The organism is Klebsiella sp. 10 (assembly GCF_018223925.1).
Taxonomy (GTDB): Bacteria; Pseudomonadota; Gammaproteobacteria; order Enterobacterales; family Enterobacteriaceae; genus Klebsiella; species Klebsiella pneumoniae.
The window spans coordinates 125,861-152,456 of sequence record NZ_JAGRRB010000012.1 but is presented as its reverse complement, the minus strand read 5'-3'; the positions used below and the strand labels follow the sequence as shown (position 1 = coordinate 152,456).

Below are 26,596 nucleotides of genomic sequence, written 5' to 3'. Positions count from 1 at the left end.
CCCTCAGACAATGGAAGGTACTATCCATGAAACACCGCATCGCTCTGCTTCTGGTCCTGACTTCACTTAGCGCCAGCGCCCTAGCCGCCTCTCCCTGCCAGGAAAAAGAGCAGGATATTCAACGAGAGATCAGCTACGCCGAAAAGCATCATAATCAAAGTCGCATTGATGGGCTAAATACCGCGCTACGTCAGGTTCGGGAAAACTGTAGCGACAGTAAACTCAAAGCCGATCATCAGCAAAAAATTGCCAAACAGCGGGAAGAGATCGCTGAACGTCAGCGCGATCTGCAGGAAGCCCGGAAGAAAGGCGATGCGGACAAAATTAACAAACGCCAGCATAAACTCAATGAAGCGCAACAGGAGTTAAAAACGCTGGAGTCTCGGGATTACTAATCACCATTAACTTTCGCAACACGGACCACGCTACAGGAGAACGACATGGCTAAAGAGAATGTGACTGACGACCTTCGTGCAGAACTGAAAACGCTGGCGGATACCCTGGAGGAAGTACTAAATTCCTCGGCGGACAAGTCGAAAGAAGAGATGGGTAAACTGCGCAGTAAAGCCGAGAGCGCGCTGAAAGAGAGCCGCGCTCGTTTGGGTGAAACCAGCGAAGCGATTCTTCGTCAAACTCGTGAGACCGCCGCGCGAGCGGATGATTATGTTCGCGAAAATCCGTGGACTGGGGTAGGAATTGGCGCCGCCGTCGGGCTGGTGCTGGGTGTCCTGCTGTCGCGTCGCTGATTATGGCGAATACTCAACACACGCAGGGACCGGGTCAGCGCGTTTTCTCCATTGGTCAGCGCATCGTCACGCTGCTGGTCGAAATGGTGGAAACACGGCTGCGTCTGGTCGTCGTGGAGCTGGAGGAGGAGAAAGCCAACCTCTTCCAGCTACTGATCATGACCGGACTGACGCTGCTGTTTGCCGCGTTTGGCCTCATGAGTCTGCTAGTGCTGGTTATCTGGGCCGTTGACGCTCAGTACCGCCTGCACGTGATGATCGCCACCACCGTTGTGCTGCTCCTCGCCGCCGCGATCGTGGGTATCCTAACCCTACGTAAGGCGCGCCGCTCCACGCTGCTGCGTCTAACGCGTAAAGAGCTGGAGAACGACCGTGCCCTTCTGGAGGAGGATAAATCGTGAATGGCCGACAGGAGCGTGAACGGCAAAAGACGCAGCTGCTGCGCCAGATCCAGCAGCAACGGCTGGAGCTCAGCGCCTGCCGCCGTCACTGGCACGAGGCGACTGCGCCCCTCGACCGCGGCTGGCATACGCTGCTGAGTTTACGTTCGTGGCTGATGGTTGGCAGCGGTCTGATGGCCGTATGGTCCGTACGACATCCGCATTTTTTAATGCGCTGGACCAAACGCGGACTCGGACTGTGGAGCACCTGGCGCCTGGTGCGCGGGATCCTGCGCCAGTCGGCAGTTCGCTAGCGGCCCTGAGCGTGGGCGCTTTCCCTGGCGCCCACGCTCTGCCATTTCCCTGTCCCTTACTGCACGCTGTTCGCAGCAACATGCGCCTTTTCCGTAGCCGCCCTTCTCTACGACGCCCTTTACCTTACGCCATACCAGGTCCGGTGGTGGCCCATCGCGTTCGGTACGCTTTCGCCTCCGCGTACTGATTGCTCAGAAACTTTGAAATAGATCTACAGTTTTCCTTGCTAACAATTCCCTCTCCGCCTCGCTACTATCCTCTCCATCGACAGCAACACCGCGTAACTACGCGGGATTGCACTAAAAAACAAAACCGCCGCCCTTTGGGTTTTCTGGAGTAACAAATGAAAAAATTAGAAGATGTTGGTGTATTGGTAGCGCGTATTCTGATGCCGATTCTGTTTATCACTGCAGGATGGGGCAAAATCACCGGTTATGCGGGAACCCAGCAGTATATGGAAGCCATGGGCGTCCCGGGCGCGCTGCTGCCGCTGACCATCCTCCTTGAGTTCGGCGGCGGTCTGGCGATTCTGTTCGGTTTCCTGACCCGGACCACCGCGCTGTTCACTGCGGGCTTTACGCTGCTGACCGCGTTCCTGTTCCATAGCAACTTTGCGGAAGGCGTGAACTCCCTGATGTTCATGAAGAACCTGACCATTGCGGGCGGTTACCTGCTGCTGGCCATTACCGGACCGGGCGCCTTCAGTATTGACCGTGTACTGAATAAGAAATGGTAAGCGCACTATACTGAATGAATGAAAAAAGCGAGGAGACCACTCCTCGCTTTTGCTATCTGTAGTCTGAAGGAGGAGCAAAGATGGGACAATTAGTTGACGGCGTCTGGCAGGATACCTGGTATGACACAAAATCCACCGGTGGGCGTTTTAAACGTTCCGTTTCCGCCTTCCGTAACTGGCTGACCGCCGACGGCGCGGCTGGCCCCAGCGGTGAAGGCGGTTTTGCAGCGGAAAAGGATCGCTATCATTTGTATGTTTCTCTCGCCTGCCCGTGGGCGCATCGCACGTTAATTATGCGTAAATTAAAAGGTCTGGAGCCTTTTCTCCCCGTATCCGTGGTCAATCCGCTGATGCTGGAAAACGGCTGGACCTTTGACGATAGCTTCCCGGAAGCCACCGGCGATACCCTCTACCAGCATGACTTTCTCTATCAGCTGTATCTGCACGCCGACCCGCACTACACCGGACGCGTGACCGTGCCGGTGCTGTGGGATAAAAAACAGCAGACCATCGTCAGCAATGAGTCGGCAGAAATCATCCGCATGTTTAATACCGCCTTCGATGGCCTTGGCGCCCGGGCCGGGGATTACTACCCGCCAGCGCTGCGGGAACAAATCGATGAGCTGAACGGCTGGATCTATGACAACGTCAACAACGGCGTGTATAAAGCCGGCTTTGCCACCAGCCAGCAAGCTTACGACGAAGCGGTGGATGCGGTCTTTACCTCGCTGGAGCGGCTGGAGCAGATCCTCGGCCAGCATCGCTATCTGACGGGCAATCAGCTAACGGAAGCCGACATTCGCCTCTGGACAACGCTGGTACGCTTCGACCCGGTATATGTGACCCATTTTAAATGCGATAAACGGCGCATCAGTGATTACCTCAATCTGTATGGTTTCCTGCGCGACATCTACCAGATGCCGGGTATCGCCGAGACGGTGAGTTTTCCGCATATCCGTCACCACTATTACCGCAGCCATAAAACCATTAACCCTACCGGTATTATTTCCATTGGGCCGCAGCAGGATCTCAACGAACCGCACGGTCGCGATCAGCGCTTCCGTTGATCTGTCGGGCGCCAGTGATGGCGCCCAATAATTCAGAAAACAGATATTTACCCACCATTCATTCACGTCTATTCTTATTGCGATCGCTTAAAAAACAAGTGATTGACGGTTAATTGAGGCGTAGAAATGGACTGGTATCTCAAGGTATTAAAAAACTATATAGGATTTGGCGGCCGTGCGCGGCGCAAAGAGTACTGGATGTTTATTCTGGTCAACCTCATCCTGACCGGCGTATTGAGCATCATCGATAAAATGCTGGGCTGGCAGCGGGCTGGCGGCGAAGGCATTCTGACCACTATCTATGGCGTACTGGTCTTTTTACCGTGGTGGGCGGTGCAATTTCGCCGTCTGCATGACACCGATCGTTCGGCCTGGTGGCTATTGCTGCTGTTGATCCCGGTCATCGGCTGGCTGGTGATCCTGATCTTTAACTGCCAGCGCGGCACCGAAGGCAATAATCGCTTCGGGCCCGATCCGAAACCCTTTTCCTACTAATCTTCCTGCTCCTCCCGCTAGCGGGAGGAGCGTCTTCATCACTATCTGCCGGCAAACAGCTTGGGGATCTCACGCAGACACCAGGACTTCGCTTCGCCCATACTGTCCCGTCGCCAGGCCATGATAATGTCAATTTCATTGGTGTATTCCGGGCTGACGACCCGCAGGCGACCTTCGGCAATATCCTTCTCCACCAGCGGATAGGGCATAGTCGCCACGCCCAGTCCGGCCAGTAGCGCCTGACGTTTATCTTCTATCGTACTCACCGTTAAACGCGGCTGTTTATCCAGCAGTTGAACGGTGAGAACGGGCCGCTCGCGCGCGGTATCCGCCACCGCGACGCCGCGGTATTTCACGCGGGTAACCTCAGAGAGCGGCTCCGGCTCCTGATGGATCGGGTGATCCGGCGCCGCGACGTACACGCTGAGCACCGAATAGAGTTTGCGTGAGTTAATCTCCGAAGAGGAACGAAAATGCATATCCGGTGCGACAACGATATCCGCCCGCCCCTGCTCCAGCCGCTCCCAGGCGCCGGCCAGCACCTCAGTGATAATCGACAGCTGGGTGTTTGATTTAGTCGCCAGTTTCTCAATCAGCGGAAACAGATCCGGAGTGGGCACCAGCGCTTCGGTAACGATCGTCAGGTGGGTTTCCCAACCACGCGACAGGGCTTCAGCATCGGTGGTGAGTTTATCCGCCGCTTCAAGCAGCACGCGCCCGCGCTCCAGCAGCATTCTTCCAACGTTAGTGAACTTCGTGCGATGACCTGAGCGGTCAAACAGCACCACGTCCAGTTCCTCCTCCAGTTTTTGCATGGTGTAGCTCAGGGCGGAAGGCACGCGTCCCAGCTCATCAGCCGCGGCAGCGAAGCTTCCGCGCCGGTCGATCGCATCCATCACGCGTAACGCTTCCAGCGTTAATGCTCTCTCTTTGGCCATCGCTTTCTCATTCAGGAAATTTGAACATACCGGGCAGAATATCTGGCTAACAATACAGCGTCCATACCTTTACCATTGATTTAGTGTAAAGAGAGGTCAAGAACATGATTACTACCCGAACAGCCAAACAATGCGGACAAGCAGACTTCGGCTGGCTGCAGGCCCGCTACACCTTCTCCTTTGGCCACTACTTCGACCCGAAATTACTGGGCTTCGCATCCTTGCGCGTCCTCAACCAGGAAGTGCTGGCGCCCGGCGCTTCCTTCCAGGCCAGAACGTACCCAAAAGTCGATATCCTGAACCTGATTCTGGAAGGCGAAGCGGAGTATCGCGACAGCGACGGCAACCACGTGCAGGCCAAAGCCGGTGAAGCGCTGCTGATCGCCACCCAGCCTGGCGTGAGCTATAGCGAGCATAATCTGAGTAAAGAGCAGTCGTTAACGCGAATGCAACTTTGGCTTGATGCCTGCCCGCAGCGGGAAAACCCGCTGCAGCAGAAAATCAATGTCGCAGACGCGACGCTGCAGCTGCTGGCCTCTCCGGAGGGCGGGGATAACAGCCTCCAGCTTCGCCAACAGGCCTGGGTCTACCATATCGCGCTGGAGAAAGGTGAGCAGATCAACGTGCAATTACATGGTCCACGCGCCTACCTGCAGTCGATTCACGGCTCCGTCCATGCCGTCGCACAGGAACAGCAAAAGCAGGCTCTCACCTGCGGTGACGGCGCATTTATTCGTGACGAAGCTAACATTACCCTCGTCGCCGATACGCCGCTGCGCGCTTTGCTGATAGATTTACCGGTGTAACAACGGAAGTGATGGAGTCTGTCAGTGAGTAAGAAGAAAAACAGAAAAAAGGCGTCACCAACGCCGTTAGCCCCGGTGCAACCGCAAGTCGCCGGGGCCGCCAGCTTTGGTTATGATGAGATGCTTAGCGAACTGGAAGCCATTGTTGCCGAAGCGGAGATCCGCCTGCGGGATGAAGAAAGTCTCGCCTGAAACGGCAAAATGGCTGGGTTGATTTTCATTAATGGCCTGAAGAAGATATCGGCCCCGCGAGGGGCCGATGGCATTATTCACTCAGCGCGTCGGCAAGATCTTTTTTCACCTGCGTGCGCTGCTCCGGCGTCAGTACCTTATTCACCTCAAAATAGTACTTCACGCGGTAATAACGCACCTGCTGATCAATCTTGCTGAAGGCCGCCAGCTGATCGTTGACCGCTTTTTCATCCCATTTACCGGAATCAATTACGTTTATCAGAGCCCCGTCTTTAATTTCCTGTTGGGAAATCTGCTGGACATTACTCTCCAACTGCTGATGCAGGCTTTTAATTTTCGCGACCTGATCGTTGGTAAGTTTTAAGTGCTGAACAATAGGATCCTGCGCCGGTGCTGGCGCCGCCTTAACGTCTGCGGCCTGAGCCGTGATAGAGAAACCGGTGGTCAACAGCGTGGCAAAGGCAATACGGGTTATCAATTTCATTTTTTTTCCTGAAGTAAAGGTGGCAGAAATAGCGGATTATTATTTTCCAGGGCGCAGTGAATAAATGTAAAAAATGATAGCCAAACATTATATATCCACAGCACTAATATACTTCACTAAAACATATAAAATATGAATACTGTGTTAACTTATATATTTGACGCCCTAACATCACCAGTTTTTATTTTAATTTCAACAGCAGGCAAAATATTTGACAGCGGTGACTTTTCCTTTAATTTAATTAGCGCATATTACGTTATCCAGCGCATCAAGGATATCATTTAAAAATAGATAAGGAGATTGAGATGTTATTACGTTTTCGCGTATTACCGCTGGTTTTTGTCATCTCGCTGTTAAGCGGCTGCGGCCTGGCTTCTAAAGCCTTTTATTCCGCGGGAGACAAATTATTTCAACCCGGAGATGACGCCGTCGCTTCGATGCAGACGTATTCAGTGGCTCAGTTCCTGCAGCCGTTTACTCTCAACCCGGCGAAGGCCAGCAGCGATTATCTGGGTAAATGGGTCAAGGTACGCGGGGTGATTGTCGACATTCGTCGGAAGAGCGGTATCGCCGGCAGCTACTATTTTATCGTGACCATGCGAGATGAACAGAATAAAACGGATAAACGTCTTACCTTTAATTTTGGCTCGCATAACAGCGCAGACGTAGAGGCTTTAAGCAACGGCAGCGTCGCTACGATCGTCGGCCAGGTTCATCAGGTGCAAGATTCCACGATCCCGACGCTACAGAATCCTAAGGTGGTTAAATAACGGTAGCTGACCGATAAGCCGCCTTCTTTTGGTATAGCGTCGTGGACAGTTATTCATCCGCGTCACGGGTTCAGATAGCAAAAACCCCGCCGAAGCGGGGTTTTGACATAAAAAAGGTGAAACTGACCGATGAGCCGCGTTCTTTTGGTATAGCGTCGTGGACAGTTATTCATCCTTTCTCCGCTATTCGAATAGCAAAAACCCCGCCGGAGCGGGGCTTTTGCGTAAAAGGTGAAACTGACCGATAAGCCGGGTTCTGTCGTGGACAGTCATTCATCTAGGCCAGCAATCGCTCACTGGCTCAAGCAGCCTACCCGGGTTCAGTACGGGCCGTACCTTATGAACCCCTATTTGGCCTTGCTCCGGGTGGAGTTTACCGTGCCGCGGACTGTTACCAGCCGCGCGGTGCGCTCTTACCGCACCCTTTCACCCTTACCTGATCCCGCTTGCGCGGGCCATCGGCGGTTTGCTCTCTGTTGCACTGGTCGTGGGCTGTGACACCCCCCAGGCGTTACCTGGCACCTTGCCCTATGGAGCCCGGACTTTCCTCCCCTCCGCCCGTCTCCCCCCGAAGGAGGACGACGACGAAGCGGCGACTGTCTGGTCAGCTTCGGCGCGCAGTATAGAGGGTTTACCGCCCGTTGTCATCCCTCAGTGGTCATCCCAACCTGCAGGGTGGCAGCAATATTACGCGACGCCCGGTAAATATTATCAAACGCCCCGCGAAATGCCTCTTCCAGCGTCGAAACGGAAGTTAACACGCTGAATACGGCATCGATACCGTGCTGGTGAACCACGCCGACATCGTGAGCCAAGCTGCCAGCAATACCGATCACCGGCTTACGGTATTTCTTCGCCACCCGAGCCACCCCCACCGGCACCTTACCGTGAACAGACTGGCTATCGAGCCGCCCTTCCCCGGTGACCACCAGTGAGCAGTCATGGATCTGCTCTTCCAGCTTCAGCGCCTCGGTAACGATCTCAATCCCGCTGCGCAGCTCCGCATTGAGAAAGGCCATCAGCGCCGCGCCCATGCCGCCGGCCGCTCCCGCGCCAGGGATCGACTTCACGTCCACCTGCAGCGACGCCTTAATGACGTCGGCATAATGCGCCAGATTACGATCCAGCTCGACGATCATCGCCTCGGTCGCCCCTTTCTGTGGGCCAAAGATCCGCGACGCCCCACGCTCGCCCACCAGCGGATTGGTAACATCGCAGGCCACGTGGATCATCCTGTCACGTAAGCGCGGATCGATGGCGGAAAGATCGATCCGGCTCAGACGGCTCAAACTGCCCCCGCCATGGCCGAGCTCTTGTCCCTCGGCGTCACAGAGGCGGGCNNCCTGCATCATACCCGCCCCACCGTCGTTGGTCGCACTACCGCCGATGCCGATAATGATCCGTTCCGCACCATGCTCCAGCGCCTGTAATATTAGCTCCCCGGTACCCCGTGAAGTGGTGATGAGCGGGTTACGTTTGTCGGGCGGAACGAGCCCCAGACCGCTGGCTGCCGCCATCTCAATAAACGCGGTGACGCCGTCGCCGGACATGCCCCAGCAGGCCTTCACTCTCTCACCCAGCGGACCCGTTACCCATGCGAAATGTTCCTTTCCCTGCGTGGCGGCAATCATGGCTTCCACCGTTCCCTCGCCGCCGTCGGCGACGGGCAGGGAAACATACTGTGCATCAGGGAAAATTTCCCGAAATCCTTTTTCTATCGCCTGAGCTACCTCGCTGGCAGAAAGGCTTTCTTTGTAAGAGTCTGGGGCAATGACGATTTTCATAATTTTGTAGCCTGACAGTGCCGCGCAAGGCAAGCATAACAGGGCGCGCAGGGCGCCCTTCTTGTTAGCGAGTGACTTCCACTTTCGCCAGTTTTTCGTAATAGCACGCCAGCGCGCTATGGTCTGCAGTGCCGAGACCGTCCGCGCGCAGCGCCTGCATCATCTCCATCACCGCCGCCGTCAGCGGCAGTTGGGCGCCCACGCCGTGTGAGGTATCCAACGCATTGGCCAGATCTTTAATATGCAGGTCGATACGGAAACCCGGTTTGAAGTTACGGTCCATCACCATCGGGGCTTTCGCATCCAGCACGGTACTGCCCGCCAGACCGCCGCGAATAGCCTGATAAACCAGATCCGGATTGACGCCGGCTTTAGTCGCCAGGGTCAGCGCTTCAGACATCGCCGCGATGTTCAGCGCGACAATCACCTGGTTAGCCAGTTTGGTGACGTTGCCCGCGCCAATATCGCCGGTATGCACTACGGAGCCGGCCATCGCTTTCATCAGATCGTAGTATTTATCGAAGATCGCTTTATCGCCGCCGACCATGACCGACAGCGTGCCGTCGATGGCTTTCGGTTCGCCGCCGCTCACCGGCGCATCCAGCATATCAATACCTTTGGCTTTCAGCGCTTCGCTGATTTCCCGACTCGCCAGCGGCGCAATGGAGCTCATATCGATCACCACGGTGCCCGGTTTCGCCCCTTCAATAATGCCGTTTTCACCCAGCGCCACCTCTTTAACATGCGGAGAGTTCGGCAGCATGGTGATGATCACCTCGCACTGTTCGGCAATCGCTTTCGGCGTCGTCGCGGTCTCAGCGCCAGCGGCGATCACGTCGGCAATCGCTTCCGGGTTACGGTCAGACACCACCAGCGAGTAACCCGCTTTCAGCAAATTTTTGCTCATCGGTTTGCCCATAATGCCAAGACCGATAAAACCTACTTTGATTGTCATAATGTTCTCTCTCTTCATCCTGGTGATTATTTTTTAAACGCGTCGGCAAGTTTCTGGGTTGCAGAACGGAAGACGCCCAGATCGCTGCCAACGGCGACGAAGGTCGCGCCCCATTCCAGATAGCGGCGCGCATCGGCTTCCACTGGCGCCAGAATGCCGCTTGGCTTACCGTGCTTCTTCGCGCTGGCGAAGATATGTTGGATAGCGCGCTGCACCTCAGGATGGGAGGCATTGCCCAAATGGCCTAAGGCGGCGGCCAGGTCGCTCGGGCCGACAAACACACCGTCCACGCCCTCGGTCGCGGCAATCGCCTCGACGTTGTCCACTCCGGTCTGGCTCTCAATCTGCACCAGAATGGAAATGTTCTTGTTGGACTGGGCGAAGTAGTCCGGCACGGTGCCAAACATATTGCCGCGGTGGGAAACGGAGACCCCGCGGATCCCTTCCGGCGGATAACGGGTCGAAGCCACCGCCTGCGCCGCCTGTTCAGCCGTCTCGACAAACGGCACCAGGAAGTTATAGAAGCCGATGTCCAGCATGCGCTTGATGATGATGGGTTCATTGGTCGGCACACGGACTACCTGCGCGCTGGAGCTACCTTTCAGGGCCATCAGCTGCGGAATGAGCGTGGTGACGTCGTTTGGCGCGTGTTCCGCGTCCAGCACCAGCCAGTCGAACCCCGCCAGACCCAGCACCTCGGTGCTAATCGGGTTAGCCAAAGCGCACCAGCAGCCAATCTGCACCTGATGCGCCGCCAGCGCGGCCTTAAATTTGTTCGGAAAAATTGCGTTATCCATGATTTTTACCTTGCGTTAATCGTTGCTTACTTCTGCAATTCCATACGTTTGATATCGCCAACCACAAACAGGTAGCAGACCATCATCATCAGCGCGGAGCCGCCAACAAAAATCAGTGCGCCATTAAATGAGTGCAGTTCGCTCACGATATAGCCAATAACCAGCGGCGTGGCGATCGAGGCCACATTGCCAAAGACGTTGAATACCCCGCCGCACAGGCCAACAATCTCCTTCGGCGCGACATCCGAGATAACCGGCCAGCCCAGCGCGCCAAAGCCTTTGCCAAAGAACGCCAGCGCCATCAGCGTAATGACCAGCGGCGTGCTGGCCGTGTAGTTACACAGGATGATGGACGACGCCAGCAGCATTCCCAGCACAATGGGCAGCTTACGCGCAAAAGTCAGCGTGCAGCCGCGGCCAATCAGATAATCCGAAAACAGCCCGCCCAGTACGCCGCCAGCAAAGCCAAACAGCGCCGGAATCGAAGCCACAAACCCCACTTTCAGAATCGACATTCCCTTGTCCTGCACGAGGTAGATCGGAAACCACGTCAGGAAGAACCATGTAATGGTATTCAGGAAATACTGACCGAAAAATACGCCTAACATCATTCGGTTAGTCAGCAACTGGCGGATATAGTCCATCTTCGGCCCGGCCGCCGGGGTGGCCTCTTTTTTATGGTCCATATCGACCACTGCGCCGCCTTCTGAGATATATTTCAGCTCCGCGGCGGACATTCGCGGATGATCGGTGGGGTTATGCACAAACTTCACCCAGATGATGGTGAGCACAAACCCTATTATCCCCATCACGGTAAAGACATGTTCCCAGCCCAGCGCGAAGGTCAGCCAGCCGAGCAGCGGCGAGAACAGAGCCAGCGAGAAGTACTGAGCGGCATTAAAGATAGCTGAAGCCGTACCCCGCTCTTTGGCCGGAAACCAGGCCGCCACAATGCGGGCGTTGGCGGGAAACGAGGGCGCTTCGGAAAAGCCCAGCATAAAACGCATAAAGAACATGGAGACCCCGGCCCAGGCGAGCGGGAACACATCAATAAAGCCTTGCAGGAAGGTAAACAGTGACCAGAAAAACAGACTGTATGAGTAAACCTTTTTCGAGCCAAATTTATCCAGCAGCCAGCCGCCAGGGATCTGCATCAGCAGATAAGCCCAGCCGAAGGCGGAAAAAATGTATCCCATCGACACCGCGCTGAGCCCCAGCTCTTTCGCGACTTCAGTACCGGCGATAGACAAGGTCGCGCGGTCGCCATAGTTCACTGCCGTCACCACAAATATCATCAACAGAATTAAATAGCGGGTCGGTATTCCTTTTTTTTCATCTAATGTAGAATCCAAAATCATTTAGACATTCCTCGGGCACAGAACACCTTTTATAATTGTTTTAAGTGGTTTCTGATTTATTTAAAAGACGATATTGAAACTGTCTATTCGCATATCGATCACCTCAAAAACATGACTCAGTATAATCAGCACGCCCCCGCCAGACACTATGCATACCCACAATATAAAGTTATTATTTAAAGCCATAATTGTGCTTATGCCATAAGTCATGGGCGCTAATCCACACTTCTTACGATTGCCTGCCCTGCAGAGGTTAGCGTCATAAAAAGGAGTGATGACGATCACATTTTAAAATCAACTCAGCTGACATCCTTTATTCCATCATACTGATACGTAGCAAATGAATTAGCGTTTTATTTTATTATTAGCACCTGTTTGGAGATGACTGGACAATGGCTGACATTGCAATTCGACAACAATCGCCGACCGCGTTTTATATTAAAGTTGACCCGACAGATAATGTGGCGATTATTGTCAACGATCGCGGCTTAACCGCCGGAACGCGTTTCCCGGACGGCCTGACGCTCGTCGAGCATATCCCGCAGGGTCACAAAGTTGCCCTGGTGGATATCCCCGCCCATGGTGAAATCATCCGCTACGGCGAAGTCATTGGCTATGCCGTACGCGATATCCCGCAGGGAAGCTGGATTGACGAGTCGCTGGTGGAGCTGCCCACCGCCCCGCCGCTGAATACCCTGCCGCTGGCCACTAAAGTGCCTGAACCGCTACCGCCGCTGGAAGGTTACACCTTCGAAGGCTACCGCAATGCTGACGGCAGCGTGGGTACCAAGAATCTGCTGGGTATTACCACCAGCGTGCACTGCGTCGCTGGCGTGGTCGATTACGTGGTTAAAATCATTGAACGCGACCTGCTGCCAAACTATCCCAACGTCGATGGCGTGGTGGGCCTGAATCATCTCTACGGCTGCGGCGTGGCGATTAATGCGCCGGCGGCGGTAGTGCCGATTCGCACCATTCATAATATCGCCCTCAACCCAAACTTCGGCGGCGAGGTGATGGTCATTGGCCTCGGCTGTGAGAAGCTGCAGCCGGAACGCCTGCTGCAGGGCACGGAAGACGTCAAAAGTATCCCGGTGGACAGCGCCAGCATCGTCAGCCTGCAGGATGAAAAGCATGTTGGTTTTAAATCGATGGTCGATGACATTCTGCAGGTCGCCGAGCGCCACCTGGCGAAACTGAACCAGCGCCAGCGGGAAACCTGCCCGGCCTCTGAGCTGGTGGTCGGGATGCAGTGCGGCGGCAGCGACGCCTTTTCAGGCGTGACCGCCAACCCGGCGGTAGGTTACGCGTCCGACCTGCTGGTGCGCTGCGGCGCGACGGTGATGTTCTCAGAAGTGACCGAAGTACGCGACGCCATTCATCTGTTGACGCCGCGGGCGATTAACGAAGAGGTCGGTAAACGTCTGCTGGAAGAGATGGCCTGGTACGATAACTATCTTGATATGGGCAAAACCGACCGCAGCGCCAACCCCTCCCCCGGCAACAAGAAAGGCGGTCTGGCCAACGTGGTGGAAAAAGCGCTGGGGTCGATTGCCAAATCAGGGAAAAGCGCCATCGTTGAGGTGCTCTCTCCGGGGCAGCGTCCGACCAAACGCGGCCTCATTTACGCCGCAACCCCCGCCAGCGATTTTGTCTGCGGCACCCAGCAGGTAGCCTCTGGCATCACGGTGCAGGTATTCACCACCGGTCGCGGTACGCCGTACGGACTGATGGCGGTACCGGTGATAAAAATGGCGACCCGTACCGAGCTGGCCAACCGCTGGTATGACTTAATGGACATTAACGCCGGGACCATCGCCACTGGCGAAGAGACGATTGAGGATGTCGGGCGGAAGCTGTTCGAATTTATTCTCGACGTCGCCAGCGGACGCAAAAAAACCTTCTCCGATCAATGGGGCCTGCACAACCAGCTGGCGGTATTTAACCCGGCGCCGGTAACCTGATCGAGAGCGTAAGGATTTAACCACTTTTAGCCCGGATCTATCCGGGCTTGTTGGTTAGGGATGCTGGGCGGCAAGAAAAGCGCTGATCTCCGCCTGCGTCGAGGTGCCTTCCATGGGGCCGCGTTGGCTAATCGCCAGCGAGCCGCTGGCGTTTGCCCATCTCAGCGCCTCCCGGGGCGTGGCGCCATTGAGGAACAGACTAACAAAAGTGGCGCCAAAGCAATCCCCGGCACCAGTCGGATCCACCACCGGCACGCTGAAGCCGGCGACATGGTGCGTCTCGTTGGCGCTAAAGTAGCTTGCGCCACGCGGCCCGCGTTTAATCACCACATGCTTCACGCCGCGTTTCAGTAGCTTATCAACCAGGACCTGCTCATTGCGTTCCGGATTGAGACCAAAGTAATCCAGCTCGCCATCGCTCGGCAGGAAGATATCGGTGTAGTCGAGAATATATTCAAAGGCCTGCGACATCTCCGGGATGTTCAGCATCTCTTTGCGAATATTTGGGTCGAACGATACTGTGCCGCTGCGGCCTTTAATGTTTTCAATCGCTTTACGCATCGCATCGATAATACGGAACGAGAATAGCGATGACCCCATAATATGAAAATGCTGACACTGATTTAGCAACGCTTCGTCAATGTGGTCGGCAGTCAGCAGACCGCAGGCGCTGTTAGGCATATTAAAAATAAAATCGCGCTGCGCCTGGCTACGATAGCTGACGAAGGCGCTACCGGTAGTCGCTTTCTGCAGCATAGCGATGCCGTTGACGTTGACGCCGTCTTTCTCCAGCCGCGCAATATTCATCTCGCCAAATGCGTCGTTGCCCACACAGCTAAACAACACGGAGCCGAAACCCAGCTTTGCCACCTGATCGGCAAATATTGCCGGCGCCCCGCTGGGATAGGGCCCCCAAAATTCACCGGGACGGGAAAACCCCTGATTCTCTTCCTTGGCGAGAAACTCCACCAGCAGCTCGCCGATGGTGCAAATGGTTACGTTCATCACCGCTCCTGGTTTGTCTTATGCAAAGCCGTGTTGAGCCATGTCAGGCATTCATTGTTGGTATAGCTGTTGGTCAAACCCGCGGCGAGGAAGCAGGCATGGTACTCTGCCGCGACGACCTGAGGGGTCACGACGCTGCTGATCTGCTGTAATTCACCCACAGCATAACGTTTCTCGCCATAGACCGGCCGGGAAGCGACAATCGCAATGACTCGTTTACTCTGGGCCACCGCTTCGCTTAACAAATGTGCCGTAACCTCGTTACGCACGCTTAGCGTGCCGTCTTCAGCAATGTGGTCCACCGCTATCAGCGCACGTGAAGGGCGGTAATGACCCAACGCCTTCAGCGCCAGTTCGCCCTCCACAATCCGCCCCTGACCGGACAACACCCCGCCAAGCAGAACGGTTTCCCCATTTAAAAACTCCTGCGCCAGCGCGACGTGGCCCAGATCATTTAATAGCAGGCAAAGCTCTTCTCTGTTGGCCAGAAAGGGGATCACTTTACGCAAAATGGAACCCTGGCCTAGAAACAGCGTTTCGCCATTTTCTATCTGCGCCGCCACCTGGCGAGCCATTTCCGTCTCCAGCGCTTTATCTCTGACGGCAGGCGCTTCTCGGGTCATCGCAACCGGCGCGCCAGCCTGGGCGGTATAAATCGCCCCGCCAAAAGAGCGTTTCAAGTAGCCCTGCTGCTCGAGGTAGTTGAGATCGTTACGGATTGTCACCCCGGAAACAGCCAGCATTTCTGCCAGATCGTCGACTTTGATCTCGCCGTTCTTACGAACGATCTCTGCGATGTCCAAGCGCCTTTTCAGCAGGCTGGTTGACGGTTTTGCCACGGTTTATGCCTTATTATTTTCTCCTGGAATAACTTTCATTTTTAAATTTCCCTGGTGCAATGTCAAACCGCGGCTGTATACCCACTCCGCCATAAATAAAATAATCAATAATAATCATATTGTTACAAAAGCACACCTTCCCGGCGAAAACTTTAAAAAAGAAACATTAAAAATATTATTAACTTTCATTTTAAAAATCAATTCATCATTGTGTGCGGTTGATCACACCTAAAAGCCGAGACGATCGTTACATTACTTTCAAATTGAAGGTTATTAGAGACAAATAACTTACAGCCTGAAAGTAGAGGACTAAAATGTACATCATTTCCAGTAAAAACATGCTGTTGAAAGCTCAACGACAGGGTTATGCCGTGCCGGCTTTCAATATCCATAACCTCGAAACCATGCAGGTCGTCGTTGAAACGGCAGCTGAGCTACGCTCCCCCCTGATCCTTGCCGGCACGCCCGGTACCTATAGCTATGCCGGCACCGGCAACGTGGTAGCGATCGCCCGCGATCTGGCGAAAAAGTGGGATCTCCCGCTCGCTCTGCACCTCGATCATCATGAGGATCTGGCTGATATCACGCGCAAAGTCCAGGCAGGGATCCGCTCGGTCATGATCGATGGCTCTCACTCGCCGTTCGAAGAGAACGTGGCGCTGGTAAAAAGCGTGGTGGAGTTGAGCCACCGCTATGATGCCAGCGTAGAAGCCGAGCTGGGCCGTCTGGGCGGGGTAGAAGACGATCTGGTGGTCGATGCTAAAGATGCGCTCTATACCAACCCCGAACAGGCCCGCGAATTTGTCGCTCGTACCGGTATTGATTCGCTGGCCGTTGCCATCGGTACCGCGCATGGCCTTTACACCGCCGAACCGAAGCTTGATTTTGAGCGCCTGGCGGCTATTCGCGACCGCGTTGACGTTCCGCTGGTCCTGCATGGCGCTTCCGGCCTGCCGGATAGTGATATTCGCCGCGCCATTTCTCTGGGCGTCTGCAAAGTCAACGTCGCCACCGAACTAAAAATTGCTTTCTCGGATGCGCTGAAAGCCTACTTCCTGGAAAATCCGGGCGCCAACGATCCTCGCCACTATATGAAACCGGCGAAAGCGGCAATGAAAGAGGTCGTTCGCAAAGTGATTCACGTTTGTGGCTGCGAAGGACAACTGTAATCAGCGGATCGAAGGAGCCTTGTCGTGATCCACACCCTGACACTGAATACCGCGATTGATATGAATATCTTTTGCGATCCGCTCCAGCCGGCGGCAGTCAACCGCACCCGGCAGACGGAATATTGCCCGAATGGTAAAGGGGTTAACGTCTCGCTGGTATTACATCATTACCAGCAGCCAACCCATGTCATGGGCATATTCGGCGGTTTTACCGGCCGCTATATCGTTGAGGAACTACGCAAACAGCATATTAACGTCACGCCGGCATGGGTCGCTGAACCCACCCGTATTAATATTTTTATTAACGACGGCAGCGATGAATACAAACTGGTAAATCCCGGCGCGCGGATTGACGATGAAGGAAAAGAACAAATTCTTCATCATTTACAGTGCGTCACGCCTGGTGATTATTTAGTTATCAGCGGCAGTCTGCCACCGGGAATAGAGAGCCGGTTTTATAGCGAGATTCTGGTGCTGTGTCAGCAAAAAGGGTGTGAAGTCATCTTAGATATCAGCCACCCGGTGCTGCGCCAGCTGTTGGAGTGGCGTCCGCTATTGATTAAGCCCAATGACGACGAGCTGAAAGAGATCTTTGGTCTGGATGTCAGCAGCCCCCGGCGGGTACGCGAAGCAATGCAAACGCTCCACCAGCTCGGGGCTCGCAATGTTCTGCTGACCCTTGGCGCGCAAGGGCTCTATTTTTCGAACGGCGCGCAACTGTGGTTCTGCTCGGCACCGAAAATCGAACTGGTCAGCTCGGCCTGCGCCGGCGATGCCGCGCTGGGTGCATTCCTCAGCCATTGGCTTAACACAGACGATATTCCCCAGGCCCTGGCGCTGGCCAGCGCCACCGGCGCTGATGTGGCCGCCTCCGCCGGGCTGGGTAAATTAAACCGTACGCAAGAATTATTACAACAACTTCAGATCGTCCAATTATAAAGGTCCGATTATGAAAAAAATTATTGCCGTGACCGGCTGCCCTACAGGTATTGCTCATACATTTATGGCTGAAGAGGCCTTAAAAACCGCAGCGAAAAAATTAAATGTTGAAATAAAAGTCGAAACCAATGGCGCTTCCGGCGTAGAAAACGCCATTACGCCGGAAGACCTGAAGGATATTTATGGCGTGATTATCGCTGCCGATAAAGATGTTAATGCCGAACGTTTTAATGGTTTACCGGTTATTGAGGTGCCGGTTAAAGAAGCCATTCACCATCCGGCGGAATTAATTAATAAAGTCGTTAACGGTCAGGCGCCGCGTCGTCAGGGATTCTCCGCGGCAACGGATCCAGACGAGAAATATGAGCGAGAATCGTTCGGCCGACAGATTTACAAACATCTGATGAGCGGCGTTTCCAACATGCTACCGTTCGTTGTCGCCGGCGGGATCTTAATCGCTGTTTCTTTCTTATGGGGTATCTACTCCGCCGACCCGAATTCACCGCAGTATAATGTGATTGCCGCCACGCTGATGAAAGTCGGTCAGCAGGCGTTCTCGATCATGGTGCCGGTGTTTACCGCCTACATTGCCTGGTCGATATCTGGCCGCCCTGGCATGGTTGCCGGTTTTGTCGGCGGTCTGCTGGCGAACGCCACAGGCGCCGGATTCCTCGGTGGGATCATCGCCGGTTTTGCCGCCGGGTATTTTATGCTGCTGATCCGTCATCTGCTCGACGGTCTGCCGCGCCAGTACGAAGGGCTGAAGTCGATCTTTATTATGCCGCTGATAGGCGTCCTGGTGATCGGCGTGATGATGGTCCTGCTCGGCCAGCCGGTGGCAGCGATCAACAATGGCATGATGAACTGGCTCAGCTCTTTACAGGAAGCCAACCCGATCCTGCTGGGGATCGTGGTAGGCGCAATGTGCTCCTTCGACTTCGGCGGGCCGGTCAACAAAGCGGCCTATGTCACCGGTACGTTGCTGCTGGGTCAAGGTAACTACTTTTTTATGGCCGGTGTATCTGCCGCCTGCATCACGCCGCCGCTGGTCATCGCTCTGGCGACCACGTTCTTTCCGAAAGGCTTTAGCGAGGAGGAACGCGCCGCCGGGATGGTCAACTATATCCTCGGCTGTACGCACATTACCGAAGGTGCGATTCCCTTTGCCGCCAAGGATCCGCTGCGGGTGATCCCGATGATGATGATCGCCTCCTCAATTTCTGCGGTACTCAGCTACAGCCTGCATATTCAGGTTCCGGCACCGCACGGCGGCTTCTTAATCCTGCCGCTGGTCAGTAAACCGTTGATGTGGGTGCTGTGCATTCTCGCCGGTTCCGCCTGCGGGGCACTTATGCTGGGATGCTGGCGGCTGTGGCAAAAACGCACTGACAAAGCGACAGCTCTTGCTGGCGCCATGAAATAAGGAGCAAGCTATGCAACTAACTTTTGCCGATATTTGTTTCGATCGTCAGGTCAAAACGAAAGACGAGGCGCTACAGCGTGTCGTTGCAGCCCTGACCCATGCCGGACATACGCGGGCAGACTATCTACAAGGCATGCGCGAGCGCGAGGGGCAAATCAGCACCTATCTGGGCAACGGCATTGCCATTCCCCACGGTACGCCGCACAGTCGCGACGCAGTGCTTAAAACGGGCGTTAAGGTGCTGGCTTGTCCGCAGGGGGTTGACTGGGGTGAGGAGCAAACCGCCTATCTGATTGTCGGTATCGCGGCTCAGGACAATGAGCATCGCGATATTTTGCGCCAGCTCACCCATGCTCTGGGCGATGATCGAGTACCTGAGGCGCTGACGCGCGCTGATACCCCCCAGGCGGTGCTGGAAATTCTCGCCGGCGACATTCCTCTGCCAGCAGGCGAAGAACCACAACCCGCGCCGCAATTTGACGAAGAGGCCACCTTTACCCTGCGTAATCCGCACGGGCTACATGCCCGTCCCAGCGCGGTGCTGGTGAAAGCCGTCAAGCAGTGGCGATCGCAAATCCGGGTCGAAAACCTTGATACGCGCTCCGCCATTGTTGATGCCAAGAATCTGATGCGCGTCGTATCGCTGGGCGCCAAACAGGGTCATCGTCTGCACTTTATGGCCAGCGGCAACGATGCGCAGCAGGCGTTAAAAGCCATTGGTGACGCTTTTAACGCCGGTCTCGGCGAAATTGCCGCCCAGCCGCAGCAGGTCTCCCAGGAAGCCGTCAAAACGAAACGCAGCTGGCTATCCCGAATATTTAGTTAATTTTCAATCAATTAAAAACGCCCTATCTTCCTGGTCAGGGCGTTTTTGTCTCGAAAGACGATACCTTTCACTGCGTTACAACACTATTTATCGATGCAGATCACAAATCAAAACAAAGCCATTTGCGACCAAAACAAAACATAACGAATATATTCGAAAGAAAACGGAGGTTGTAAATGAAAGACATTATCACTCGCCATAAGTCAGGCGAACATATCGGCATCTGTTCAGTATGTTCGGCGCATCCGCTGGTTATCGAAGCGGCGTTACGTTTCGACCTGTCGACCAACAATAAGGTGCTGATCGAAGCGACGTCCAACCAGGTGAATCAGTTTGGTGGCTACACCGGCATGCAGCCGGCCGATTTCCGCGACTTCGTCTACAACATCGCGCGTACCGTCGGTTTTCCGGCGGAGCGCATTATTCTTGGCGGCGACCATCTTGGACCGAACTGCTGGCAAGACGAACCGGCCGCCGTGGCGATGGAAAAATCAATCGACCTGATCAAAGCCTACGTCGCCGCCGGCTTTAGTAAAATCCATCTCGATGCATCAATGTCCTGTGCTGACGATCCGGTGCCGCTGAATCCTGGTGTGGTTGCTGAGCGCGCCGCTCGCCTGTGTCAGGCTGCCGAGGAGACCGCCAGCGATGAGCAAAAGCGCCACCTGACCTACGTCATCGGGACCGAAGTTCCGGTTCCCGGCGGCGAGGCCAGCACCATCGGCAGCGTACATGTCACCCGGGCGCAGGATGCCGCCGCGACGCTCGAAACCCATGAAGCCGCCTTCCGTAAGCTGGGGCTCGACGCCGCGCTGGAGCGAGTTATCGCCATCGTCGTGCAGCCCGGCGTGGAGTTCGACCATACGCAAATCATTCATTACCAGCCGCAGGAAGCGAAAGCGCTCTCCGCCTGGATCGAAAGCACCCCGATGGTCTACGAAGCGCACTCTACCGACTACCAAACCCGCCAGGCTTATCGTGCGCTGGTCCGCGACCACTTCGCCATTCTGAAAGTCGGCCCGGCGCTCACCTTTGCCCTGCGTGAAGCCATCTTTGCCCTCGCCCAAATGGAAAATGAGCTGATCGCCCCGGAGTCTCGCAGTCGCGTGATGGAGGTGATCGACGAAGTGATGCTTAACGAACCCGGCTACTGGAAAAAATACTATCGCCCCACCTGGAGCCAGGCGATGGTCGATATCCACTTCAGCCTTTCCGACCGTATCCGTTATTACTGGCCGCATCCGCGTATTCGCCAAAGCGTTGAGAAACTTATCGCTAATCTGACCGACGCTAAGCTACCGCTGGGGCTTATCAGCCAGTATATGCCGGTGCAGTTTGAACGACTGTCGCTGAATGAACTGAACGCCGAGCCGCACGCGCTGATCCTCGACAAAATCCAGGATGTCCTGCGTGCCTATCGCTACGGCTGTTCTTCTGAAACCGCGTGAAGTTAAGAGGATATATGAGTCAACTGTTTGTTCGTACCGGCATTCATTTCAGTTCCAGTCAGCAGGCACTGGAACACGTTGGCGCAGAGATGCTGGCGCGAGGCGTCGTACATGACAGCTACCCCGCCGCCCTGCTCGAACGCGAAGCGACTTTTCCCACCGGCATCGCCCTGGAGAAGCATGCTGTCGCTATCCCGCACTGCGAAGCGATCCACGCGAAATCACCGGCCATTTACCTGATACGTCCGGACATGCCGGTCTCTTTTCAGCGCGCTGACGACGACGGCGAAATCGACGTTTCGCTCATCATCGCGCTGATTGTTGAAAACCCGGCGGCACAGCTGAAGCTGCTGCGCCGGTTATTTAGTGAGCTACAAAATCCGCACACGCTGGAGGCACTGCTCGCCGCTTCCGACGATCGGCTGCCGGTGCGGTTCCAGCAATTAATCCTTGAGCCCGAGCTTAGCGCCGTGGCTTCATAAGATACTGATAATAAAAGGGGTACCCTATGAAACGTAAAGTTATCGTCGCCTGCGGCGGTGCCGTCGCCACCTCCACGATGGCGGCAGAAGAGATTAAAGAGCTGTGTGCAGACCACAATATTGAACTGGATTTGGTGCAGTGCCGGGTCAATGAAATCGAAACCTACATGGACGGTGCGGACCTGATCTGCACCACTGCGCGCGTGGAGCGGACCTTCGGCGACATTCCGGTGGTGCACGGCATGCCATTCGTCTCGGGCGTCGGCATTGAAGCCTTACAACAGAAAATCCTCGGCATCCTCGCGGAGTAAACGCCATGTTTAGCGAAATCATGCGTTATATCCTCGATCTCGGTCCGACGGTGATGCTGCCGATCGTGATCATTATCTTCTCCAAATTACTGGGGATGAAGCTCGGGGATTGTTTTAAATCCGGTCTACATATCGGGATCGGGTTTGTCGGCATCGGGCTGGTCATTGGCCTGATGCTCGACTCCATCGGCCCGGCGGCAAAGGCGATGGCGGAGCATTTCCAGATTAATCTTCACGTGATCGACATCGGTTGGCCGGGTTCATCACCGATGACCTGGGCGTCGCAAATCGCCCTGGTGGCGATCCCGGTGGCCATCGCGGTCAATATCGTGATGCTGGTTACCCGTATGACCCGCGTGGTGAATGTTGATATCTGGAACATCTGGCATATGACCTTTACCGGCGCAATGCTGCATATCGCGACCGGGTCGTACTGGATAGGTATTCTCGGCGTGGTGGTGCATGCTGCTTTTGTGTATAAGCTGGGCGATTGGTTTGCCAAAGATACCCGCGATTTCTTCGGCCTCGAGGGTATTGCGATCCCGCACGGCAGTTCGGCGTATTTAGGGCCAGTTGCCGTCCTCGTGGATACCATCATCGACAAGATCCCCGGTCTTAACCGTATTCACTTTAGCGCCGATGACATTCAGAAACGCTTCGGCCCCTTCGGTGAACCGGTTACCGTTGGCTTCGTCATGGGGCTGGTGATTGGCGCGCTGGCGGGTTACGACCTGAAGGGCATTCTTCAGCTGGCGGTGAAAACCGCAGCGGTGATGCTGCTGATGCCCCGGGTGATCAAACCGATTATGGATGGCCTCACCCCGATAGCCAAACAGGCGCGTAAACGTCTGCAGGCTAAATTCGGCGGCCAGGAATTCCTGATTGGTCTCGATCCGGCGCTGCTGCTCGGTCATACCTCGGTAGTCTCGGCCAGCCTGATTTTCATCCCGCTGACCATTCTTATCGCCGTCGTGGTCCCTGGCAACCAGGTTCTGCCATTTGGTGACCTGGCCACCATCGGCTTCTTCGTAGCGATGGCAGTGGCTGTACATCAGGGCAATCTGTTCCGCACGTTGATTTCCGGGGTCATCATTATGGGAATCACCCTGTGGATCGCCACCCAGACCATTGGCCTGCACACCCAGCTGGCGGCAAACGCCGGGGCCCTGAAAGCCGGCGGCATGGTGGCCTCAATGGACCAGGGTGGTTCGCCGATTACCTGGCTGCTGATCCAGCTCTTTACCTGGCAAAATGTGGTTGGCTTCGCGGTCATCGGCATCATCTATCTGGCCGGCGTTCTACTGACCTGGCGTCGCGCTCGCGGCTTCATCGCCGCGGAAAAAGCAGAAAAAAGCGCTGCCCCGCAACAAAGTACAGGCATGTCTTGATCTAAAAGGGGAGCGTTCGCTCCCCTGAATCTTATAGCTGGAGAATGTTATGAAATCAGTGGTAATCCATGCTGAGGGGAACGTCTGCGTTGAAGAACGCCCTATCCCCACGCTGCAAACGGAAAACGATGTCCTGGTCAAAGTGGTCAGTTCCGGGTTATGCGGCTCCGATATCCCGCGCATTTTCGCCAAAGGGGCGCATTACTACCCTATTACGCTGGGGCACGAATTCAGCGGTTATGTGGAATCCTACGGCGCGGCGGTAACCGACCTGCAGCCCGGCGATGCCGTCGCCTGCGTGCCGCTGCTGCCTTGCTTCCAGTGCCCGCAATGCCAGCGCGAGTATTTCTCTTTATGTAAACAGTATCAGTTCGTCGGCTCACGCAGCGAAGGCGGCAACGCCGAATATGTGGTGGTAAAGCGCGCCAACCTGTTCCGCCTGCCGGACCAGATGCCAATTGATGATGGCGCGTTTATCGAACCGATAACCGTTGGCCTGCACGCTTTTCATCTGGCGCAGGGCTGTGAAGGTAAAAACGTGATTATTATCGGCGCCGGCACCATCGGCCTGCTGGCGCTACAGTGCGCCCGCGAACTGGGCGCCAACAGCGTCACGGCGATCGATATCAATCCGCAGAAGCTGGAGCTGGCCAAAACCCTCGGCGCAACCCATGTGTTCAACAGTCGCGAGATGAGCGGCCAGGCGATTCAGCAGGCGCTGGAATCCATTCAGTTCGACCAGTTAGTCCTCGAGACCGCCGGTACGCCGCAGACCGTCGCGCTGGCGATTGAGGCCGCCGGTCCGCGGGCGCAGCTGGCGTTGGTTGGCACGCTTCATCACGATTTAACCCTCCCGGCAGCCACCTTCGGGCAGATTCTGCGTAAGGAGTTGAATATTGTGGGTAGCTGGATGAACTACTCTGGCCCGTGGCCGGGAGAAGAGTGGCAAACGGCCACCCGTCTGCTGACTGAAAAACGCCTGCAGCTGGCGCCGCTGATCGCCCATCGTGGCGACGCAGAAAGCTTCGCTCGTGCAGTGCAGGCGCTCAACGGCGCGCCAATGCAAGGCAAAATCCTGCTCAAACTCTCTTGACCGCCCGAGCCAGCCATCAGCGCTGGCTCATCCAACCTTTCGAAAATTATCGTTCACCTTTCGTTACCCTTCGATTACACTGAGATGAGTTAATTATCAGGCAAATCAAGATGAACTCATTTGAACGAAGGAACAAAATTGTCGATATGGTGAATACGCAGGGTAGCGTATTGGTTCTAGACCTTTCGAATCTCTTTGGCATCTCTGAGGTAACTATCCGCGCCGATCTCCGCTTACTGGAAGAAAAAGGACTGTTAACCCGTTTTCACGGCGGCGCCGCCCGTGCGGGTAGCGACCTGACCGACGCCGAGAATCAGGAAGTGGTGCTTGAAGACCGCTATCAGCTTGCCAGCGATCCCAAAAAGCGCATCGCCCATGCCGCGGCAGCCATGATCCGTGAAGGTATGACGGTGATCCTCGATAGCGGTAGCACCACTCTTCTTATCGCCGAGGCATTAGTACGGATGACCAATATCACCGTCATCACCAACAGCCTGCCCGCCGCGTTTACTCTGGCAGAAAATAAAGATATCACCCTGGTGGTGTGCGGCGGTACCGTGCGGCACAAAACGCATTCGATGCACGGCACGATTGCCGAACGTTCGCTGCAAGGTATTTGCGCCGATTTGATGTTTGTCGGCGCCGACGGTATCGACGCCACCAATGGCATCACCACCTTTAACGAAGGCTACTCCATCAGCAGCGTGATGGCCGCCGCCGCGCATCAGGTGATCGCCGTGCTCGACGCCAGCAAATTCAATCGCCGGGGCTTTAACCAGGTACTGCCGATGGAAAAGATAGACTGCGTGATCACCGACGACGGCATTAGTGAAAATGACCGTGCAGCGTTAAGCAGCAAAAAGGTGGAACTGAAGATAGTGTAATTGCACGCTGAGTGGAACATCATGGCGGCTGGTTCTACTTAACCAGCCAGCTTCCACCTTTTTTGGCGCCTATGCGAATCAATCTCCCTTTCGCCTGTAGCCCTTGCAGATGACGCTCAACCGTACGTGCTGATATCCCCAAGATCTCCGCCAGCGCTCTCGCCGTTAATTCCGGCTTTTCGGTTAGCAAACGCAAAATTGCGTTTTCCGGTGGGGCTAATTTGACGTCGATTTCTTCCGCCATTTCTTCCGACATTTCTTCCGACACGATGAATGAAGTTTCCAGACCTTCTTTCAGCGCCGCCAGGATATTTTGCAACATCCAGGTCACGAATAGCGTGCAATCACTGGTTTTATCACAAGCACCTAAAATGTCGTAATAACGTTCTTGCTGATGGTGGATCAGCGTTTCAACCGGCAGCCAGGCCAATTCCTGACGCCACTGGCTTAGAATCAACGTCTGCCATAAACGCCCCATCCGACCATTGCCATCAGCGAAAGGGTGAATGAACTCAAACTCGTAGTGAAAAACTGAACTGGCAATTAAAGGATGTAGCTCGGTGTGTTCCAGCCAACTGAGTAAATCAGCGATCAATCTTGGGACCTGGGCAGCAGGCGGAGCCATATGTATCACCTGCGTACCGCGATAAATGCCGACGTTTCCGCCACGTAAAGCGCCAGGACGATCAACCAGCCCGGTCATCAGCGTTTTATGCGCCGTCAGAAGATCGCTAATGTTTGCCGCATGCCATCCGGGCATTAATTCATAAGCACGAATGGCATTTCTCACTTCCTGAATATCCTTAGCCGGCGCCAGAACCCGTTTGCCTTCCAGCAGCGCCGTTACCTGTTCCATGCTCAGGCTATTATGTTCAATCGCGAGTGACGCCTGAATAGTACGAATGCGGTTTTCTTTACGCAGCAACGGCGATGCTTGTCCACGTTTCGCCGACCAATGCCCAAGCAATTCCCCAATCTCAACGACAAGGTTGAGGACCGAGG

30 protein-coding genes and 1 other RNA gene are annotated in these 26,596 nt (G+C 55.1%); 21 read left to right on the top strand and 10 right to left on the bottom strand.

Annotated elements, in window-relative coordinates:
• Nucleotides 1-26: 26 nt before the first annotated feature.
• The 7 genes from KHQ26_RS14235 (at nt 27) to KHQ26_RS14205 (ending at nt 3,739) form a co-directional block, all read left to right on the top strand.
• A complete protein-coding gene (locus KHQ26_RS14235) occupies nt 27-395 on the top strand; it encodes a DUF1090 domain-containing protein (RefSeq protein ID WP_004144860.1) in 369 nt (122 codons plus the stop codon).
• Nucleotides 396-440: 45 nt separating this feature from the next.
• Nucleotides 441-746 (top strand): DUF883 family protein, encoded by a 306-nt coding sequence (locus KHQ26_RS14230; RefSeq protein WP_002917916.1) that lies wholly within the window; start codon nt 441-443, stop codon nt 744-746.
• Between the two features lie 2 nt (nt 747-748).
• Nucleotides 749-1,147 carry a phage holin family protein gene (locus KHQ26_RS14225; protein WP_002917917.1) on the top strand — a complete coding sequence of 133 codons (399 nt, stop codon included), beginning with the start codon at nt 749-751 and terminating at the stop codon, nt 1,145-1,147.
• Nucleotides 1,144-1,440, top strand: coding sequence for a YqjK-like family protein (locus KHQ26_RS14220; protein ID WP_002917918.1), 297 nt, complete (start codon nt 1,144-1,146; stop codon nt 1,438-1,440). The genes KHQ26_RS14225 and KHQ26_RS14220 overlap by 4 nt, the downstream gene beginning before the upstream one ends.
• Nucleotides 1,441-1,784: 344 nt before the next feature.
• On the top strand, nt 1,785-2,177 hold the full coding sequence (locus KHQ26_RS14215) for a DoxX family protein (RefSeq protein ID WP_002917920.1): 393 nt from the start codon (nt 1,785-1,787) through the stop codon (nt 2,175-2,177).
• Nucleotides 2,178-2,257: 80 nt separating this feature from the next.
• Nucleotides 2,258-3,244 (top strand): glutathione S-transferase family protein, encoded by a 987-nt coding sequence (locus tag KHQ26_RS14210; RefSeq protein ID WP_002917922.1) that lies wholly within the window; start codon nt 2,258-2,260, stop codon nt 3,242-3,244.
• A 126-nt stretch (nt 3,245-3,370) separates the two neighbouring features.
• Complete coding sequence (locus tag KHQ26_RS14205; RefSeq protein ID WP_002917923.1) at nt 3,371-3,739, top strand: DUF805 domain-containing protein; 369 nt, start codon at nt 3,371-3,373, stop codon at nt 3,737-3,739.
• Nucleotides 3,740-3,780: 41 nt separating this feature from the next.
• On the opposite strand, the gene KHQ26_RS14200 is transcribed toward KHQ26_RS14205, so the two are convergent.
• Nucleotides 3,781-4,677 carry a LysR family transcriptional regulator gene (locus tag KHQ26_RS14200; RefSeq protein WP_004144865.1) on the bottom strand — a complete coding sequence of 299 codons (897 nt, stop codon included), beginning with the start codon at nt 4,675-4,677 and terminating at the stop codon, nt 3,781-3,783.
• Between the two features lie 104 nt (nt 4,678-4,781).
• On the opposite strand from KHQ26_RS14200, the gene KHQ26_RS14195 reads away from it, so the two are divergent.
• Entirely contained in the window at nt 4,782-5,483 is a 702-nt protein-coding gene (locus KHQ26_RS14195) for a pirin family protein (RefSeq protein WP_002917925.1), read from the top strand.
• 24 nt (nt 5,484-5,507) lie between these two features.
• A complete protein-coding gene (locus KHQ26_RS14190; RefSeq protein ID WP_002917926.1) occupies nt 5,508-5,675 on the top strand; it encodes a hypothetical protein in 168 nt (55 codons plus the stop codon).
• A 73-nt stretch (nt 5,676-5,748) separates the two neighbouring features.
• On the opposite strand, the gene KHQ26_RS14185 is transcribed toward KHQ26_RS14190, so the two are convergent.
• The gene (locus tag KHQ26_RS14185; protein WP_004149907.1) at nt 5,749-6,159 is read right to left on the bottom strand and encodes a Spy/CpxP family protein refolding chaperone; all 411 of its coding nucleotides are present in this window, start codon (nt 6,157-6,159) and stop codon (nt 5,749-5,751) included.
• Nucleotides 6,160-6,464: 305 nt separating this feature from the next.
• On the opposite strand from KHQ26_RS14185, the gene KHQ26_RS14180 reads away from it, so the two are divergent.
• The gene (locus KHQ26_RS14180; RefSeq protein ID WP_004150939.1) at nt 6,465-6,929 is read left to right on the top strand and encodes an OB-fold putative lipoprotein; all 465 of its coding nucleotides are present in this window, start codon (nt 6,465-6,467) and stop codon (nt 6,927-6,929) included.
• 229 nt (nt 6,930-7,158) lie between these two features.
• Here the strand turns inward: KHQ26_RS14180 and rnpB are convergent.
• From rnpB to KHQ26_RS14155, 5 genes are all read right to left on the bottom strand, one after another.
• Nucleotides 7,159-7,541: RNase P RNA component class A (rnpB, locus tag KHQ26_RS14175), an RNA gene on the bottom strand.
• 32 nt (nt 7,542-7,573) lie between these two features.
• Nucleotides 7,574-8,713, bottom strand: a complete 1,140-nt coding sequence (gene garK, locus KHQ26_RS14170) for a glycerate 2-kinase (RefSeq protein WP_211777897.1) — start codon at nt 8,711-8,713, stop codon at nt 7,574-7,576.
• 64 nt (nt 8,714-8,777) lie between these two features.
• Nucleotides 8,778-9,668, bottom strand: coding sequence for a 2-hydroxy-3-oxopropionate reductase (gene garR / locus KHQ26_RS14165; protein WP_002917952.1), 891 nt, complete (start codon nt 9,666-9,668; stop codon nt 8,778-8,780).
• Between the two features lie 26 nt (nt 9,669-9,694).
• Complete coding sequence (gene garL / locus KHQ26_RS14160; protein ID WP_004144873.1) at nt 9,695-10,465, bottom strand: 2-dehydro-3-deoxyglucarate aldolase; 771 nt, start codon at nt 10,463-10,465, stop codon at nt 9,695-9,697.
• A gap of 26 nt (nt 10,466-10,491) precedes the next feature.
• Nucleotides 10,492-11,823, bottom strand: coding sequence for an MFS transporter (locus KHQ26_RS14155; RefSeq protein ID WP_004149911.1), 1,332 nt, complete (start codon nt 11,821-11,823; stop codon nt 10,492-10,494).
• A gap of 392 nt (nt 11,824-12,215) precedes the next feature.
• On the opposite strand from KHQ26_RS14155, the gene garD reads away from it, so the two are divergent.
• A complete protein-coding gene (garD, locus tag KHQ26_RS14150; protein WP_002917960.1) occupies nt 12,216-13,787 on the top strand; it encodes a galactarate dehydratase in 1,572 nt (523 codons plus the stop codon).
• 54 nt (nt 13,788-13,841) lie between these two features.
• Here garD and KHQ26_RS14145 read toward each other — a convergent pair whose 3' ends face one another.
• Nucleotides 13,842-14,792: a sugar kinase gene (locus KHQ26_RS14145; protein WP_002917963.1), complete on the bottom strand. Its 951-nt coding sequence runs from the start codon at nt 14,790-14,792 to the stop codon at nt 13,842-13,844.
• Nucleotides 14,792-15,595, bottom strand: a complete 804-nt coding sequence (locus KHQ26_RS14140; RefSeq protein WP_004218217.1) for a DeoR/GlpR family DNA-binding transcription regulator — start codon at nt 15,593-15,595, stop codon at nt 14,792-14,794. Before KHQ26_RS14140 ends, KHQ26_RS14145 begins: the two co-directional genes overlap by 1 nt.
• A 350-nt stretch (nt 15,596-15,945) precedes the next feature.
• On the opposite strand from KHQ26_RS14140, the gene KHQ26_RS14135 reads away from it, so the two are divergent.
• The 10 genes from KHQ26_RS14135 to KHQ26_RS14090 all read left to right on the top strand — a co-directional run bounded on the left by KHQ26_RS14135 (nt 15,946) and on the right by KHQ26_RS14090 (nt 25,594).
• Entirely contained in the window at nt 15,946-16,800 is an 855-nt protein-coding gene (locus KHQ26_RS14135; RefSeq protein WP_020803712.1) for a tagatose bisphosphate family class II aldolase, read from the top strand.
• A 24-nt stretch (nt 16,801-16,824) separates the two neighbouring features.
• Nucleotides 16,825-17,739 carry a 1-phosphofructokinase gene (gene pfkB, locus KHQ26_RS14130; protein WP_049123604.1) on the top strand — a complete coding sequence of 305 codons (915 nt, stop codon included), beginning with the start codon at nt 16,825-16,827 and terminating at the stop codon, nt 17,737-17,739.
• A gap of 10 nt (nt 17,740-17,749) precedes the next feature.
• Nucleotides 17,750-19,162, top strand: a complete 1,413-nt coding sequence (locus KHQ26_RS14125; protein ID WP_004149915.1) for a PTS fructose transporter subunit IIC — start codon at nt 17,750-17,752, stop codon at nt 19,160-19,162.
• Nucleotides 19,163-19,172: 10 nt separating this feature from the next.
• Nucleotides 19,173-19,988, top strand: coding sequence for an HPr family phosphocarrier protein (locus tag KHQ26_RS14120; RefSeq protein ID WP_020803694.1), 816 nt, complete (start codon nt 19,173-19,175; stop codon nt 19,986-19,988).
• A 176-nt stretch (nt 19,989-20,164) separates the two neighbouring features.
• Entirely contained in the window at nt 20,165-21,436 is a 1,272-nt protein-coding gene (gene gatZ / locus KHQ26_RS14115; RefSeq protein ID WP_020803717.1) for a tagatose-bisphosphate aldolase subunit GatZ, read from the top strand.
• 14 nt (nt 21,437-21,450) lie between these two features.
• Nucleotides 21,451-21,918 (top strand): PTS galactitol transporter subunit IIA, encoded by a 468-nt coding sequence (gene gatA, locus KHQ26_RS14110; protein WP_020803686.1) that lies wholly within the window; start codon nt 21,451-21,453, stop codon nt 21,916-21,918.
• 26 nt (nt 21,919-21,944) lie between these two features.
• Nucleotides 21,945-22,229: a PTS galactitol transporter subunit IIB gene (gene gatB, locus KHQ26_RS14105; protein ID WP_002918119.1), complete on the top strand. Its 285-nt coding sequence runs from the start codon at nt 21,945-21,947 to the stop codon at nt 22,227-22,229.
• A 5-nt stretch (nt 22,230-22,234) separates the two neighbouring features.
• On the top strand, nt 22,235-23,617 hold the full coding sequence (locus KHQ26_RS14100; RefSeq protein ID WP_002918121.1) for a galactitol-specific PTS transporter subunit IIC: 1,383 nt from the start codon (nt 22,235-22,237) through the stop codon (nt 23,615-23,617).
• 49 nt (nt 23,618-23,666) lie between these two features.
• Nucleotides 23,667-24,710: a galactitol-1-phosphate 5-dehydrogenase gene (gene gatD / locus KHQ26_RS14095; RefSeq protein ID WP_004149917.1), complete on the top strand. Its 1,044-nt coding sequence runs from the start codon at nt 23,667-23,669 to the stop codon at nt 24,708-24,710.
• A 110-nt stretch (nt 24,711-24,820) separates the two neighbouring features.
• Nucleotides 24,821-25,594, top strand: coding sequence for a DeoR/GlpR family DNA-binding transcription regulator (locus tag KHQ26_RS14090; RefSeq protein WP_002918124.1), 774 nt, complete (start codon nt 24,821-24,823; stop codon nt 25,592-25,594).
• Nucleotides 25,595-25,628: 34 nt separating this feature from the next.
• On the opposite strand, the gene KHQ26_RS14085 is transcribed toward KHQ26_RS14090, so the two are convergent.
• Nucleotides 25,629-26,519, bottom strand: a complete 891-nt coding sequence (locus tag KHQ26_RS14085) for a Fic family protein (protein ID WP_025987714.1) — start codon at nt 26,517-26,519, stop codon at nt 25,629-25,631.
• Nucleotides 26,520-26,596 lie beyond the last annotated feature (77 nt).

Coding starts and splice junctions, on each gene's coding strand:
- KHQ26_RS14235 (WP_004144860.1), top strand. CDS start 27: ATGAAACACCGCATCGCTCTGCTTCTGGTCCTGACTTCACTTAGCGCC.
- KHQ26_RS14230 (WP_002917916.1), top strand. CDS start 441: ATGGCTAAAGAGAATGTGACTGACGACCTTCGTGCAGAACTGAAAACG.
- KHQ26_RS14225 (WP_002917917.1), top strand. CDS start 749: ATGGCGAATACTCAACACACGCAGGGACCGGGTCAGCGCGTTTTCTCC.
- KHQ26_RS14215 (WP_002917920.1), top strand. CDS start 1,785: ATGAAAAAATTAGAAGATGTTGGTGTATTGGTAGCGCGTATTCTGATG.
- KHQ26_RS14210 (WP_002917922.1), top strand. CDS start 2,258: ATGGGACAATTAGTTGACGGCGTCTGGCAGGATACCTGGTATGACACA.
- KHQ26_RS14205 (WP_002917923.1), top strand. CDS start 3,371: ATGGACTGGTATCTCAAGGTATTAAAAAACTATATAGGATTTGGCGGC.
- KHQ26_RS14200 (WP_004144865.1), bottom strand. CDS start 4,677: ATGGCCAAAGAGAGAGCATTAACGCTGGAAGCGTTACGCGTGATGGAT.
- KHQ26_RS14195 (WP_002917925.1), top strand. CDS start 4,782: ATGATTACTACCCGAACAGCCAAACAATGCGGACAAGCAGACTTCGGC.
- KHQ26_RS14185 (WP_004149907.1), bottom strand. CDS start 6,159: ATGAAATTGATAACCCGTATTGCCTTTGCCACGCTGTTGACCACCGGT.
- KHQ26_RS14180 (WP_004150939.1), top strand. CDS start 6,465: ATGTTATTACGTTTTCGCGTATTACCGCTGGTTTTTGTCATCTCGCTG.
- garR (WP_002917952.1), bottom strand. CDS start 9,668: ATGACAATCAAAGTAGGTTTTATCGGTCTTGGCATTATGGGCAAACCG.
- garL (WP_004144873.1), bottom strand. CDS start 10,465: ATGGATAACGCAATTTTTCCGAACAAATTTAAGGCCGCGCTGGCGGCG.
- KHQ26_RS14155 (WP_004149911.1), bottom strand. CDS start 11,823: ATGATTTTGGATTCTACATTAGATGAAAAAAAAGGAATACCGACCCGC.
- garD (WP_002917960.1), top strand. CDS start 12,216: ATGGCTGACATTGCAATTCGACAACAATCGCCGACCGCGTTTTATATT.
- KHQ26_RS14145 (WP_002917963.1), bottom strand. CDS start 14,792: ATGAACGTAACCATTTGCACCATCGGCGAGCTGCTGGTGGAGTTTCTC.
- KHQ26_RS14135 (WP_020803712.1), top strand. CDS start 15,946: ATGTACATCATTTCCAGTAAAAACATGCTGTTGAAAGCTCAACGACAG.
- KHQ26_RS14125 (WP_004149915.1), top strand. CDS start 17,750: ATGAAAAAAATTATTGCCGTGACCGGCTGCCCTACAGGTATTGCTCAT.
- KHQ26_RS14120 (WP_020803694.1), top strand. CDS start 19,173: ATGCAACTAACTTTTGCCGATATTTGTTTCGATCGTCAGGTCAAAACG.
- gatZ (WP_020803717.1), top strand. CDS start 20,165: ATGAAAGACATTATCACTCGCCATAAGTCAGGCGAACATATCGGCATC.
- gatA (WP_020803686.1), top strand. CDS start 21,451: ATGAGTCAACTGTTTGTTCGTACCGGCATTCATTTCAGTTCCAGTCAG.
- gatB (WP_002918119.1), top strand. CDS start 21,945: ATGAAACGTAAAGTTATCGTCGCCTGCGGCGGTGCCGTCGCCACCTCC.
- KHQ26_RS14100 (WP_002918121.1), top strand. CDS start 22,235: ATGTTTAGCGAAATCATGCGTTATATCCTCGATCTCGGTCCGACGGTG.
- gatD (WP_004149917.1), top strand. CDS start 23,667: ATGAAATCAGTGGTAATCCATGCTGAGGGGAACGTCTGCGTTGAAGAA.
- KHQ26_RS14090 (WP_002918124.1), top strand. CDS start 24,821: ATGAACTCATTTGAACGAAGGAACAAAATTGTCGATATGGTGAATACG.